The sequence below is a fragment of the Actinoplanes sp. CA-015351 genome, from assembly GCF_050955685.1.
Taxonomy (GTDB): Bacteria; Actinomycetota; Actinomycetes; order Mycobacteriales; family Micromonosporaceae; genus Actinoplanes.
On sequence record NZ_CP192102.1, the window covers coordinates 8,432,969 to 8,446,666 of the forward strand.

Annotated in this window: 12 protein-coding genes; 6 read left to right on the forward strand and 6 right to left on the reverse strand. The window is 66.9% G+C overall.

Annotated elements, in window-relative coordinates; all coding sequences use genetic code 11:
* Positions 1-48: 48 nt before the first annotated feature.
* Both rpsF and ACQP2E_RS38380 read right to left on the reverse strand, forming a co-directional pair.
* The gene (rpsF, locus tag ACQP2E_RS38375) at positions 49-339 is read right to left on the reverse strand and encodes a 30S ribosomal protein S6 (RefSeq protein WP_014448192.1); all 291 of its coding nucleotides are present in this window, start codon (positions 337-339) and stop codon (positions 49-51) included.
* A gap of 294 nt (positions 340-633) precedes the next feature.
* Entirely contained in the window at positions 634-1,599 is a 966-nt protein-coding gene (locus ACQP2E_RS38380) for a hypothetical protein (protein ID WP_433827821.1), read from the reverse strand.
* A 129-nt stretch (positions 1,600-1,728) separates the two neighbouring features.
* On the opposite strand from ACQP2E_RS38380, the gene ACQP2E_RS38385 reads away from it, so the two are divergent.
* A complete protein-coding gene (locus tag ACQP2E_RS38385; protein ID WP_433827822.1) occupies positions 1,729-2,505 on the forward strand; it encodes a deoxyribonuclease IV in 777 nt (258 codons plus the stop codon).
* A gap of 24 nt (positions 2,506-2,529) precedes the next feature.
* Positions 2,530-4,596 carry a hypothetical protein gene (locus ACQP2E_RS38390; RefSeq protein WP_433827823.1) on the forward strand — a complete coding sequence of 689 codons (2,067 nt, stop codon included), beginning with the start codon at positions 2,530-2,532 and terminating at the stop codon, positions 4,594-4,596.
* Positions 4,597-4,624: 28 nt separating this feature from the next.
* On the opposite strand, the gene ACQP2E_RS38395 is transcribed toward ACQP2E_RS38390, so the two are convergent.
* The 3 genes from ACQP2E_RS38395 to ACQP2E_RS38405 all read right to left on the reverse strand — a co-directional run bounded on the left by ACQP2E_RS38395 (position 4,625) and on the right by ACQP2E_RS38405 (position 9,501).
* A complete protein-coding gene (locus tag ACQP2E_RS38395; protein ID WP_433827824.1) occupies positions 4,625-6,145 on the reverse strand; it encodes a glycosyltransferase family 87 protein in 1,521 nt (506 codons plus the stop codon).
* Between the two features lie 139 nt (positions 6,146-6,284).
* Complete coding sequence (locus ACQP2E_RS38400) at positions 6,285-8,909, reverse strand: transglycosylase domain-containing protein (protein ID WP_433827825.1); 2,625 nt, start codon at positions 8,907-8,909, stop codon at positions 6,285-6,287.
* A gap of 169 nt (positions 8,910-9,078) precedes the next feature.
* A complete protein-coding gene (locus tag ACQP2E_RS38405) occupies positions 9,079-9,501 on the reverse strand; it encodes a DUF5318 domain-containing protein (RefSeq protein WP_433827826.1) in 423 nt (140 codons plus the stop codon).
* Between the two features lie 159 nt (positions 9,502-9,660).
* On the opposite strand from ACQP2E_RS38405, the gene ACQP2E_RS38410 reads away from it, so the two are divergent.
* Entirely contained in the window at positions 9,661-10,326 is a 666-nt protein-coding gene (locus tag ACQP2E_RS38410; protein ID WP_433827827.1) for a PadR family transcriptional regulator, read from the forward strand.
* Between the two features lie 20 nt (positions 10,327-10,346).
* Complete coding sequence (locus tag ACQP2E_RS38415; RefSeq protein ID WP_433827828.1) at positions 10,347-11,426, forward strand: inositol-3-phosphate synthase; 1,080 nt, start codon at positions 10,347-10,349, stop codon at positions 11,424-11,426.
* A gap of 162 nt (positions 11,427-11,588) precedes the next feature.
* Here ACQP2E_RS38415 and ACQP2E_RS38420 read toward each other — a convergent pair whose 3' ends face one another.
* A complete protein-coding gene (locus ACQP2E_RS38420) occupies positions 11,589-12,044 on the reverse strand; it encodes a methylated-DNA--[protein]-cysteine S-methyltransferase (protein WP_433827829.1) in 456 nt (151 codons plus the stop codon).
* 88 nt (positions 12,045-12,132) lie between these two features.
* On the opposite strand from ACQP2E_RS38420, the gene ACQP2E_RS38425 reads away from it, so the two are divergent.
* Positions 12,133-12,645: a SigE family RNA polymerase sigma factor gene (locus ACQP2E_RS38425; protein WP_433834260.1), complete on the forward strand. Its 513-nt coding sequence runs from the start codon at positions 12,133-12,135 to the stop codon at positions 12,643-12,645.
* A complete protein-coding gene (locus tag ACQP2E_RS38430) occupies positions 12,642-13,679 on the forward strand; it encodes a hypothetical protein (protein WP_433827830.1) in 1,038 nt (345 codons plus the stop codon). Before ACQP2E_RS38425 ends, ACQP2E_RS38430 begins: the two co-directional genes overlap by 4 nt.
* Positions 13,680-13,698: the final 19 nt, after the last annotated feature.

The following is a 13,698-nucleotide window of genomic DNA, read 5'->3' on the forward strand; positions in this document are numbered from 1 at the left end:
TTCAGTCGTTAGAGGCAAAGGGTCTCAGGACCCCCTGACAAAAACGCCTCAGCGGGTCTCGGGACGGATGACCTTGGTACGGAGGATGGACTCGTTCAGCCGGAGCTGACGGTCCAGCTCGGCGACGGCCTCAGGGGTCGCCTGAAGGTCGACGACGGCGTAGATGCCCTCGGCCTTCTTGTTGATCTCGAACGAGAGCCGGCGACGGCCCCAGACGTCGAGCTTCTCCACCGAGCCACCCGCGGTCCTGATGACGTTCAGGTACTGGTCGAGCGACGGTGCGACGGTGCGCTCCTCGAGCGAAGGATCGAGGATCACCATGAGTTCGTAATGACGCAAGACATTCACCTCCTGTGGGCTATACGGCCACGGTCTCTCCGTGGCAGGAGGTCTTGTGTCGCACGCAGACGAAAGCCGTGGGTATCGAGCGCCCACGGCGAACACACTGCGAACCGAGCCAGCATACCCAGCCAAGGCCTTTAGCCCAAAAAACGATGACCCCGTCAGGTGACGAGGTCATCGCTTCATGAAGCCGCGGGGCGTCCGGTCCGATTCGTTGGGTGGGACCTGGGGAGGAACGACCACACCGATGAGGTTGGACGCGTCCGCCCCGCGGAGCTTTCAGGAGAGAGCTTACGCCACATTCGTACGAGATGCACGTTGTGACACGATTGCCCGAATTGCAGCGATAGAGACGCCGAGGACGCAGACCAGCGCGGTCATCCCGAGCAGCCCGATCGGCTTGCCCTCGCGAATCGGCCCGACCGCGGCTACCGGATCCGTCGCCGCAACGGCCGACGGTTCCTCGGCGTCCAGCACCGGTACGGCGAAGTCGTCGGAGATCGAGGGGATGACCGAATCGGTGGCCGGGGCCGTCTTCTTGGACATCGGCTTGCCGGGCGGCATACCGGCGAATGCGGGTGCGCCTACTCCGCCCGTACCCCTGACTGGTTTTGCTCGCAGACGCTGGCTGACGGCGCCCTGCGGCATGGCCGCGGCGGAGGCCGCGCTGCTCGCCGAGGCTGGGGGACGATCGGTTGCGGTCCAGCGTGAATCGGTACGCGAGGAGTCCGGACGCTTCGCGGCCGCGACCGATTTGGAAGAGCCGGCATGGGTACGCGCAGGCGAGCCCGACCCGGACGGCTTGGAAAGCGTGGCAGCGCCACCCTGTGGCCGAGGACTCAGGTTCGGCCGGCCAGACGTGGCCGAGGGTTCGGCCGTGACGATCATCGGGACGACATCCTCGCCGTGATCACACTCCGGCGTGAGCATCACCGACGTGGTGCCGCGACGGAACACCAGATCAGCTGAGCCGTCCTCCGGAATCGTGCCCTTCTCGACGTTGCCGAGCTTGAGCCGCGCATCGTGGCCGGTCCGATTTCGCACCTGGATGACGCTGTCGGCGGGAACCTTCATCGACTCGACGCTCGGCTTCGACTCGCAGGTCAGGCCGAGCACCCCGTCACCGTTGAAGCTCACCCGGCGATCGTTCGAGTCGAGCTGCTCGGCGCGCGCCGTCCCGCTGGCGAGCAGTGGCGCGCCGAAGATCAGCCCGCATAGAAACACTGCCGCCACCCGGTATCGAACTCGCCGCGACATGCACCACTCCCCAAGTTCGCCACCGGACACGCCGGTATCAAGTCAAAACGTAACCAATACGGACAACGAGGACGGAACGACCGCGTGACGCAAGAGGAAAGCGTCGGACCCTCGTCGTACGCTCGACCCATGCGCATCGGAGCCCACGTCGATTCCGCCGAACCGCTGGTCGAGGCCGCCGCTCGCGGCGCCGACGCGGTGCAGTTCTTCCTCACCGACCCGCAGGGTTACAAATCCCCCAAACCACGCGAGGACGCAGAGCAGCTGCGAGCCTCCGAGGTGGATGTCTACGTCCACGCGCCGTACATCGTGAACGTCGCCTCGCCGAACAATCGGATCCGCATCCCCAGCCGCAAACTGCTCGTCGCGCACGCCAAGGCGGCCGCTGAGATCGGGGCAAAAGGCCTGATCGTGCACGGCGGCCACGTCGGCTCGGGCGCCGACCTCGCCGACGGCTTCGCGAATTGGCGCAAGGCCTTCGAGTACGCGGAAAAGGACGGCGGCCTCCCCCTCCCGATCCTGATCGAGAACACCGCGGGCGGCGACAACGCGTGTGCCCGCCGCTTCGACGACCTGGCCCGCCTCTGGGACGCGGTCGGCGAGTTCGGCGCCGGCTTCTGCCTGGACACCTGCCACGCCTTCGCCGGTGGAGAGGACCTGACCGGCATCGTCGACCGGCTCAAGGCCATCACTGGCCGCATCGATCTGATCCATGCAAACGATTCAAAGGGTGGATTCGACTCGGGCCAGGACCGTCACGACAACCTCGGGAGTGGGAAGATCGACCCCGAGTTGGTGGTGGCCGCGATCCGCGCCGCTGGTGCTCCGGCGATCGTGGAGACCCCGGGCGGAGCGGATGGTCAGTCCGCCGACATCGCCCTTCTGCGCGAGCGGGCGGGCGGCTGACAGGCACCGCGGCACTGGAGGGTCATGACCGAGCAGCAGCAACCAAACGCCGGGGCGGCGGTCAAGCCCCGGCGCTGGCTCAGGCCATTGCTCGGAAAGTCCGGGACAAAACCTGAGGCAAAACCTGAGGCGAAAGCCGAGGTAAAGGCCGGGGCGAAACCTGAGGTAAAAGCCGAGGCCGCGCCGAAGATCCCGGAGCAGCGCAAACCGGCGGAAAGCTCTAAACCGGAAAGCCCGAAAGCGGAGCCTGAGCGCACACCCCTGCCCTCGGCCCGCCCGCCCGGCGCCCCGCCCGACCCGTGGACCGTCTTCGCGACCACCCCCGAGCAGCCACCCGGCCGGATCCGCCGCGGCCTGGCCGCCACCGGCCGCACCTTCATCCACGAGTACGCCCTGGCCGCGTACGCAAGTGTGGTGATCGCCGTCCTGATGACCTGGCCGGCCATTCGCTACCCGCTGCACACCCTGCCGCAGGACCTCGGCGATCCCTCTCGTCAGGCCTGGCAGCTCGCCTGGGCCGGGCACATCCTGATCACCGATCCGAAACTGTTGTGGCATGCGAACGCGTACTTCCCGCTGACCGACAGCTACGCGTTCGGCGACAGCCTGCTCGGTTACGCGCCGCTCGCGATGCTCGGCACCGGGCCGGTCACCGCGGTCCTGCTCTACAACCTGCTGTTCATCGCGGCACACGCGCTGCTCGTCTTCGGGGCGTACGCGCTGGTTCGTCAGCTCGGTTCCCGGCCGATCGGTGCGGCCGTCGCCGCGATGGCGTTCGCGTACGCGCCGTGGCGGCTGGCGCAGGAGGGCCACCTCGACATCATTTCGGCGGGCGGCATCCCGTTGGCCCTGGCCATGCTGGCCCGGGGCCACGGCTGGTCGATGCGGTACGGCCTGCGCCCGTCTCGTCGGCACGCCGGGTGGGCGGCCGCCGGGTGGCTGGTCGCGGCCTGGCAGATCAGCCTCGGGTTCGCACTGGGCATCCCGTTCGCGTACGTCCTGGGTTTGATTTTGATCGTCCTGGTGATCGGATCGCTCGCCCGCCGGGTCCGGAAACCTGAGTTCCGCGCGCTGGCCCGGTTCCTGCGCAAGCCACCGGTGCCGCTGCTCGGCTGGCGGCTGGCGATCACCGACACGCTCGGCGCCCTGATCTTCGCCGGGGTCGCGCTGCTCATCGCCGTGCCGTACACCCGGGTCGCGGACAGCCCGACCCGTACCGATGAGATCGAGTTCTTCTCGCCGCCGCTGCGCAGCCTGCTGATCGGGCCGGCCGAGTCGCGGATCTGGGGTGCCGCGCACGAGGTCCCGCGCGCCTCGCTGGGCTGGGCCGCCGAAATGTCGCTGCTACCCGGCTTCGTGCTCTACGCGCTCGCCCTCGCCGGCCTCGGGTTCTCGATCTGGCGGCTGCGGCACCGGATGGTGCTCATGGTCGCCATCACGTTCGCGGTGGTGCTGACCATGGGCACGAACTACCTCGGCGGGCGCTTCACCTACCTGCCGCTCTTCGGCCACTACGGCGCCTCGTTCGACCAGCGCATTCCCGGCCGGCTGACGCTCTGGGTGACGTTGCTGCTGGCGATCCTCGCGGCCGGCGCGGTCGACGACTTCGTCCGCCGAGCCGAGCATCTGGCCGCGCAGCGGGTGCCGGCGTGGCCCGGACCGTGGCTGCGCCTCGCCATGCTCACACCGCTGATCCTGGTCGCCCTGGAAGGGTGGAACAGCACGGCGCATCCGGTGGTCCCGGATCAGCCTGCGGCGATGCGTACCGTCGCCGGCCCGATGCTGGTGCTGCCGACGGCCGAGCTCTCCGATCAGACCGTGCAGCTCTGGTCGACCTCGGAATTCCAGGCGATCGCGAACGGTGGCGGCACGTTCGCCGCTGCCCGGCAGAGCGAGCTACGCAGCCGTGTGGCGTCGTTCCCGGACGCCGCCAGCATCGAATACCTTCGGTCGATCGGTGTCGGCACCGTGCTGCTGCTGCGCGATCAGGTGGCCGGCACGTCGTGGGAACGTGCCGGCGACATCCCGGTGGACTCGCTGAACATCAAGCGCGAGGACCTGACCGACGCGGTGGTGTTCCGCCTCAACTAGCGCCTCAACCAAAGCCTCAACTAACGCCTCAACTGACGGCTGGTGCCTTGTCGACCGGCTCCGGCAGCTCGACGGGGATCGCTTCCGGGGACGGCCCGAAACCGAACGCCCGCCGGAACGAGGTGGCCCACGGCGCCTCCGGGCCGTCCAACGGACCGGCCTCCGGGTCGGCGCCGTCGTACGACTGCCGGACGTCGTCCAGCTCCGGCCGCCAGATCTCACGCGCCACCAGGGCGAAGAGCAGTCCCACAGTGACCAGTCGTGCGGTCGAGGCGAGCACGAAAGTGCCCTCCGGGATGACCGACTTGCCGCCGGCGCCGATCAGCTCGGCGTAGAACGCGGCGAGGTACCCGACCTCGGCGATGCTCCACGCGACGATCGCGCCCCACTTCGGCCGGGCCAGCACGATCAGCGGCAGGAGCCAGAGAACGTACTGCTGCGACCACACCTTGCTGGAGATCAGGAACGCCGCGACGACCAGGAACATCACCTGCGACAGGCGTGGCCGGCGCGGGGCGAGCAGGCCGAGGAGCAGGATGCCGAGACAGATGAGGGCGAAGAATCCGTACGACACGTAGTTGAGCGTCGGAACGTTGTTGCTCAGCCACTGGAACGGGCCCTGGTCACCCTCGGTGCCGGCTGCCCACTTGCCGTCCAGGTACCGGCCGACGTACCAGAACGTGCCCCAGTCGATCGGCCGCTCCGAGTTGAGCCGGAAGAACCGCAGCCAGCTCTCGTGGTACCAGTAGAAGACCGGGAAGTTGACCGCCGCCCAGGTGACGGCCGTGGCGATGAACGAGCTGACAAACGGGCGCAATCGTCCGGTGCGCAACGCGAGGATCAGGATCGGCCCGAGGATGAACAGCGGCCACAGTTTCGCCGCGGCGCCCAGTCCGAAGAAGACCCCGGCCCAGACCGGCTTGCGCTTCGTCCAGAGGTAAAGCCCGTACGCGGCCAGGCCGATCGCCAGGAAGTCCCAGTTGATCGTCGCGGTGAGCAGCAGGATCGGCGAGAGCGCGAAGATCGCCGCATCCCATGGCCGGCGCCGGCGCAACGCCAGGATGATCCCGACGGTGGCGACGGCGAACAGGGACAGCACCAGAGCATTGGCGTTGTAGAACCAGCTGCCCTGGTTGATGTCCGGGTGATCCTGGCCGTACCAGTGCACCGGCAGGCCGAGCGCGCCCATGAAGTAACCGGTGACGACCGGGTACTCCACCGGGTGGTCGACGTAAGGGACCTTGCCCTCGTTGAGGCCCTCGGCGTAGTACAGCGCCAGCACATCGGTGTAGCAGTACCGGGTGTACTGGACGTTCTTCTGCCAGTTCCCGTCCATGCAGGGCGACTTCTGCACCCAGGACAACGCCAGGACCAGGCAGGTCAGCGCGAGGACGATCCGTGGCGCGTTCCAGAACCGGCCGGGTCGCGAGTCGGGTCGCACCGCGTGCGAGCCGAGCGGGCCGCCGATGAACTGGGAGAGCCCCCGCACGAAACCGTCCGAGGTCGCTTCTGAGACGTCCGGCTGTTCGGTGGACGGTTTCGCGCTCATGACTTGGCATCATGCCGCATCAGCCGCCGTTAGCGGTGACAGGCCGCGGTGCCACACCGATCTTCATGGAACTCTTCCCAGAACGAGAACGGCGCCCGCCTCCAGCCGGAGGCGAGCGCCGTCAATGCATCAAGGGGCGTCAATCCCCGTCGTCGGTGTTCCCATTGCCGTTCCCATTACCGTTGCCCGTACCGGCGTTGCCGGTGTTGTTCTCCTGGCCCTGGCACAGGATCGGGAACTGCTGGCAGACCTGGCTCTGGTTCGGGTCCTCGGTCGGAGTCACGACAGGCGGCGGGTCCTGGCCGTTCGCGTACTCGCTGTCGGGGTTACCCGTCTCGATCCGGTCCGGGAACTCTTCCTTCTCCCACTTGAGTTCATCGGCAACGGTCTCGATGAACTTTTCCCAGATCTTGGCGGGCGTGCCGGAGCCGAACATCTTGCCCCCGCCGCTCTCCTTCAGCTCGACCTTGTCCTTGGCGCCACCGACCCAGACGGTCACCGCCATCTGGGGAATGCCACCGACGTACCAGGTGTCGCCGTTGCCCTTCTTGTACTCCCAGGTGCCGGACTTGGCGACCGACTCACGGCCGTCCGAGATCTGGTGGTTCTGCGACTTCGGAATCTCTTGCATGACACCGAGCAGGTTGGACATCTGCGCGGCGTCGAAGACCTGCGTGCCCTTCAGGTTCTCGCTCTTGACCGTCGTCTGCTTGCCGGTGTTCGAGTCGCGCTTCTTCACCGTCTTGATGAAGTGCACGTCGTGCCGGACACCGCCGTTGACGATGGTGGCGACACCCTGTGCGTGGTCGAGAGGCACCACGCGGTACTGGCCGAACGCGACCTCGTTGTCGAAGTAGCCGCTGCTCTTCCAGGTGGCGGCCTTCGTCTTGGTCAGGTCGACCATCTTGCCCTGGTCGGTCCACATGTACTTGATGCCGGCGTCCCGGGCGGCCTCGATGACCTTGTCCCGGCCGATGCTGTCAGCGATCCAGTAGAACGGGAAGTTGTACGACTTGACCGTCGCCCGCTCCAGGTCGCAGTACTTGATCTTGCCACCACAGACCGAGCCGGGATCGGCGCCGGCGTTGCTGATCTTGGTCCCGTTCGGACGCAGGAGCGAGCCGTCCCAGGTCGTCTTGAACGAGATGTCCTCCTTGAGCCCTGCGGCCAAGGTGTAGATCTTGAACGTCGAGCCCGGCGACTGGCCGCCGTAGTCGAGAACGCCACTGCCGTCGCCGGCCATGTAGCCGCCGTAGTCGGTGCCGTTCGGGTCATCGCCGGCGTAGTAACCGAGCACCCGGCCGGTGTCCGGGTCGATGCCGATCACCGACGACTGGTAGGTCTTCGGCCGGCCGTTCAGCGGTGACGTCTTGCTCTTGCGCGAGCCGGCAGCCTCGGCGGCAGCCTGGACCTTCGGGTTGATCGTGGTGGTGATCGTGTAACCACCCTGGTTGTACTCGTCCTCGGTGATGCCCATCTGCGCCAGCTCGTACTTCACGTGCCGCATGACCATGCCGACCGGCTTGCCCTCGGCACAGGTCTTGCAGGTGGTGCTCTTGCTGATCGGGTTCACCTTCGGGTACGCCCGCTTGTCGTACTGCTCCTGGGTCATCCAACCCATTTCGAGCATGTTCGCCAGCGTGTACTCCCACCGGTCTTTGGCATCGGTGAGGTTGTAGTTCGGGTCGTAACCCTTGTGCGCGGTGTTCGGGTAGGGCTGCTTGATGATCGAAGCGATGACCGCCGCCTGGTAGACGTTGATCTCGTTCTTCGTGCCCTTGACGACCGAGGCGTTGAAGTAACCGTTCGCCGCGGCCTCCGCGCCGTACCGGCCCTCGCCGAGGTCGATGTAGTTCAGGTACATGCCCATGATCTGGGGCTTGTCGTACTTCGACTCGAGCTTGCGGGCGATGACCGCCTCACGCAGTTTCCGGCTGTAGCTGATCTCCTTGAGCTCAGCGACGTGCCGGGCGTACTGCTGGGTGATGGTCGAGGCGCCCTGCTTGTCGCCACCGGTGAAGTTGTTCCACGCGGCGCGGGCGATGCCCTTCATGTCGATGCCGTTGTGCTTGTAGAAGTTCTTGTCCTCAGCGGCGGCGACGGCGTTCTGCATCACTTCGCTGATGTTCTGGTAGGGGACGTTGATACGCGGCGAACCATCTTTCGCCAGCGTGTTCCCCTTCACGTCGGTGATGACGTTCATCTGCGCCTCGGCCTCAGGCGTGGGCAGCTCGACGTCGTCGAAGAAGTACGTGCCACCGACGATGCCGACACCGAGCATGATCACCAGAACGGCAGCCGCGGCGGTGAGGATGTTCGCACGGCGATGCTTCTTGTCCGCCTTGCTCCGCCCACCCCGGCCTGGGCCACCACCACCGGGGCCGCCGAAGCCGGGGCCACCCGGTCCGCCAGGACCGCCTGGCCCACCACCACCGGGCGGGACTGGCCGCACCGCGGCCCGGGCGACGGAGGCTCGGCCACCAACTGGTGGCACAGCGGCGCCGGCCCGAGCCGGGCCGACCGAAGCCGAACCGACCGAGGCGCGCCCAGCTGGGCCACCAACCGAGGCGGAACCGACCGAGGCCGAACCCACTGATGCCCGGCCTGCTGAAGCGCCGCCCACCGACGCACGCCCGGCCTGACCGGCCACTGACGCAGAACCCGGGGAATGTCCCCCGTACTCGTCGTCAGGCGTGGAAGCAGCGGACGGCCCGGGCACTCGGGCCCGGGCTCGTGCGGACTGCGGATCGCCGTACCCGTTCATGTGTTCACACCTACCGGTCGCGGGGGCGGAACAGGCCGACCCGGCGGGGCCGTCCTGTCTATGCGCCTCGAGCGGACGTTTTCAGCTGCGATGGCGGCTGTCTTGTCAAATCCTGGAAGTAACAGAAACTCGGTCCCAAACCTGTACACGGTAACGAGATCGAACCGGTTCACCGACGCCCCTCCCCACCGTGTGATGCAAGCGGCGCATCGGTATCGGATTCAACGAGGCCATCCCGGCCGAGCACGTAGCGCTCGATCAGGTGGTTCCACGCACAGGAGCGGCACACCTCGACCACGAAGACCTGAAACTCACGCAGCGTCATCGCGAGAACCGGCAGCTCTGCCAGTTTCCGCGCCTGGCCGGCGGAGTTCTTGAGCTCTTCGCCATAGACGTAGTGCACAAGTGTCAGGTTGTCGCGGCGGCAGATCGGGCAACGCTCGTCGGTCGGCTCGCCGTGGTACGTCGCCGCGTTTCTCAAGTAAGGAGACGCGTCACACACCTCAAGTGCGCCGACCTGGCCGTTCCGCACGTCGCGCAGGACTGCTCGCCTCTGAAGCGAGTAGTCGATGACCTGCCGCTGCGTGCGCATGGCGAAGAGAGTACGCGGTTGCCGCATCCCCGGCGACAGTCATCACGCAGCGTGGCGACTCAACTCCGGAACAGTGTCCGAGTTGCGCACTTGGCAGGGCCGATCTACGGTGACGATGTATCGGGCCGATACATCGGGACGGACTGCGAGGAGGGTCGAGTGCTGGAACTGGCGATTCTCGGTCTCCTCCAGGAGGCTCCGATGCACGGTTACGAACTCCGCAAGGAACTCGCGACCAAGCTCGGCACGCTCCGGGCCGCCATCAGTTACGGCACGCTGTACCCGACGCTGAAGCGGTTGAAGCTGGCCGGCTGGATCGGCGAGGCCGAGATGACCGAGACCAGCGACATCATTCCCCCGATGACCAGCAAACGGGGACGCGTTGTCTACAAGATCACGGCCGAGGGCAAGGAACGCTTCGCGGACCTGCTGACCCAGACCGGCCCGGAGACGTACGACGACACCGGCTTCGGCGTCCACTTCACGTTCTTTTCGCGCACCGACCGGGCCACCCGCCTCCGCATTCTGGAAGGCCGCCGCCGCCGGGTCGAAGAACGACGCGAAGGACTTCGTGAAGTTTTGGCTCGTGCTGCCGATCGTCTGGACGCGTACACCCTTGAACTTCAACGCCACGGGCTCGACGCGTGCGAACGCGAAGTCCGCTGGCTGGAAGAACTGATCACCAATGAGCGCTCCGGTCAGACCCCCGGTCGCGGCCGTTTCGGCCCGGTCGGAGGACCTACCGGAGTGCAACCGGCCGCCACACCGGCGGCCGGCTCGGAAACACCCCCGGAACCACCGCGTCCGCATCTGGACCGGCCGTGATGAACAAGGAGGCAAACGCGATGGGCTCCGTCCGCGTCGCCATCGTCGGTGTGGGTAACTGCGCCTCGTCCCTCGTGCAGGGCGTGGAGTACTACAAGAACGCCGACCCCAACGACCGCGTCCCGGGTCTCATGCACGTAACCTTCGGCGACTACCACGTCTCGGACGTGAAGTTCGTCGCGGCGTTCGATGTGGACGCCAAGAAGGTCGGCATGGACCTGAGCGACGCGATCGTCGCCAGCGAGAACAACACGATCAAGCTGACCGACGTGCCGCCGACCGGCGTCACCGTGCAGCGCGGCCCGACCCACGACGGTCTGGGCACGTACTACCGCGAGATGATCGAGGAGTCCTCGGCCGAGACCGTCGACGTCGTGCAGGCTCTGCGCGATGCCGAGGTCGACGTGGTCGTCTCCTACCTCCCGGTGGGCTCCGAGGTCGCCGACAAGTTCTACGCGCAGGCCGCGATCGACGCCGGTTGCGCGTTCGTCAACGCTCTGCCGGTCTTCATCGCCTCGAACCCGGAGTGGGCGCAGAAGTTCACCGACGCCGGTCTCCCGATCGTCGGCGACGACATCAAGAGCCAGGTCGGCGCCACCATCGTGCACCGCGCGCTGGCGAAGCTGTTCGAAGACCGCGGTGTCGAGCTGCTGCGCACGTACCAGCTCAACTTCGGCGGCAACATGGACTTCATGAACATGCTGGAGCGCAACCGCCTGGTCTCGAAGAAGATCTCGAAGACCCAGTCGGTCACCTCGCAGATCCCGCACGAGATGGTCAAGAGCGACGTCCACATCGGCCCGTCGGACCACGTGCCGTGGCTCGACGACCGCAAGTGGGCGTACATCCGCCTCGAGGGCCGTTCCTTCGGTGACACCCCGCTCAACGCCGAGCTCAAGCTCGAGGTGTGGGACTCCCCGAACTCGGCCGGCGTGATCATCGACGCGGTCCGCGCCGCGAAGATCGCCCTCGACCGTGGCGTCGGCGGCCCGATCCTCTCGGCCTCGTCGTACTTCATGAAGTCCCCGCCGGTGCAGTACAGCGACCACGACGCCCACGCGGCCGTCGAGGCGTTCATCAAGGGCGACATCGAGCGCTAAGCATCACCTGAGCGAAACTCAAGCTCAGCGATAAGGCCGGCCCACATCGTGGGCCGGCCTCTTTCACAACCCCGATTCGGTACGCCTTGACCGCCCACCCGGTCCACCCGGCCGGCTGGCGTCCGTCCCCCCGGCGCGCTCCGCCGCCGGCCCCGGCGTCGCCTAACTCCACGATCTGGTCAACGCCACCCGCGCCTCCAACTCCAGCAGCTTGCGTTTGCGATCCAGGCCGCCGCCGAAGCCGACCATCTTGCCGCCCGCGCCGACCACCCGATGACACGGCACGATGACCGGGATCGGGTTGCGATTGCAGGCGGTGCCCACGGCCCGAGCCGCTCCCGGATCACCCAGTGCGGTGGCGATCGCCCCATAAGTGATCATCTCGCCATAAGGGATCTTGGCGATCTCGCCCCAGACGGCCCGCTCGAACTCGGAGCCGCCACGCATCTCGACCGGCACGGTGAAATCGGTCAGCTCACCCGCGAAATAGTCGCTGAGCTGCCTCGCGGCAGGATGCTCGGCGACCGGGCCGGGCTGCGCGCCGAAGCGCACACTCACCACGACGTCACCCTCGGCATGAACACCCAGCGGTCCGATCAGGGAATCGACGACGAACATGCCTGCGATTCTCCCTCGCGGGTCTGACAACTTCGTGCAAAGTTCCCGGACCGAACGGCGTACTTCTATCCGGGAGGTGACCGTGACGTTGTCGAACGAGGCGGAGTTCACCGCGTTCGTCGTCGATCGGGCGCCGGCGCTGGTTCGTGTCGCGTACGCGCTCACCGGCGACCAGCAGACGGCCGAGGACCTGGTCCAGTCGGCGCTGGCGAAGGCATTCGCCCGATGGTCGCGGATCAGCGGTGACCCCGAGCCGTACGTGCGCCGGATCATCTACAACGACCGGGTCTCCGGCTGGCGCCGCCAGGGCCGTCGTCCCGAGCTGCTGATGGCCGAGCTTCCGGAAGCGGGTCCGGCGTACCGGCACGACCAGGACACCGCGCTGCGGCTGACGCTTCGGCAGGCTCTCCTCTCTCTACCTCCCCGGCAGCGTGCCGTGCTGGTCCTGCGATATCTGGAGGACCGCTCGGTCGAGCAGACCGCCGAGGTGCTGGGCTGCCGGCCCGGCACTGTTGCCAGCCAGGCTGCCCGCGCGCTGAAGAAGCTGCGCGAACTGGTGCCCGAACTGGACGACGCGACCGCCGTGGAGGTGCTGCGATGATCGACGACCTGCTCCGAGCAACCGTCCGTGATCTCGCGGACGAGTCCGGCACCCCGCACGGCCTGGCCGCCCGGGCACTGGCCGACGGTCAACGGATCCGCCGCAACCGCCGCACCGCCGCGGTGTCCACCGCCCTCGCCGCCGTGCTGGCGGTGACCATCCCGTTCGTGACCCTGCTCGGCCGCTCCGACGAGAGCCGGCCATTGCCGGCCGCCACGGTCACCGTGGCCCCGGCGCCGGCCTTCAAGCCGACGGAGGTGTTCACCGGACCCGGCGGCGTACTCCTGCTCGGCATCCAGGAACGCACGAGGAGCTTCGCGCTGTACCCGGAAACCGGCCAGTACCGGCAGTTCCCGGACGGTATCGGCCTTGTCGAGCCGTCTCCGGACGGGCGTTATGCCGTGATCTGGCGGGACGATTCGGAGAATATCCGGATCTTCAACCTGCGCACCGGCGAGTACTGGCAGCCGCCGATTCCCGCGGCGTCCTACACCAGTTGGTCGGCGGACGGCTCACGGCTGCTGGTCTCACACGTCAAGGGATACTCGATCGTGGATCCGGCTCGGCGGCGGAGCACCGACCACAAGGTCGACTTCGGACAGATGCCCTGCCTGGAGTACTGCCAATTCACCTGGTTCGACGGTGACACCCGGGTCGCACTGCCGCAGGCCTGGACGCGCGGCGAGGAGGAGACCCGGCTCACCGGTATCGCCATCTTCGAGGCGAGCAGCGGCAAGGTGTCCGAACACCTGCCGATCAAGGCGATGCCGATCGGCGAGCACTCCACGTCTCCGGACGGGCGTCTCATGCTCGTGCGGCAGACCAGGTCACCGGAGCAGCTGACGGTCGTCGACATCGTCACGCGCCAGGAGACCGCCCACTTCAGCGCTTCCTGGTCCCGATTCCTCGCCGACGGCTCCATCCTGGCCCAGAACGGAGGCGTTCTGACCAGGTACGCCGGAAACGGCACGGTTCTGGAGAAGATGGAGTTGCCGCTGGAGCTGACCGGCCGGAATCTGACGTTCGGTTTCTGAGAGAACATGCAAGCTTTCC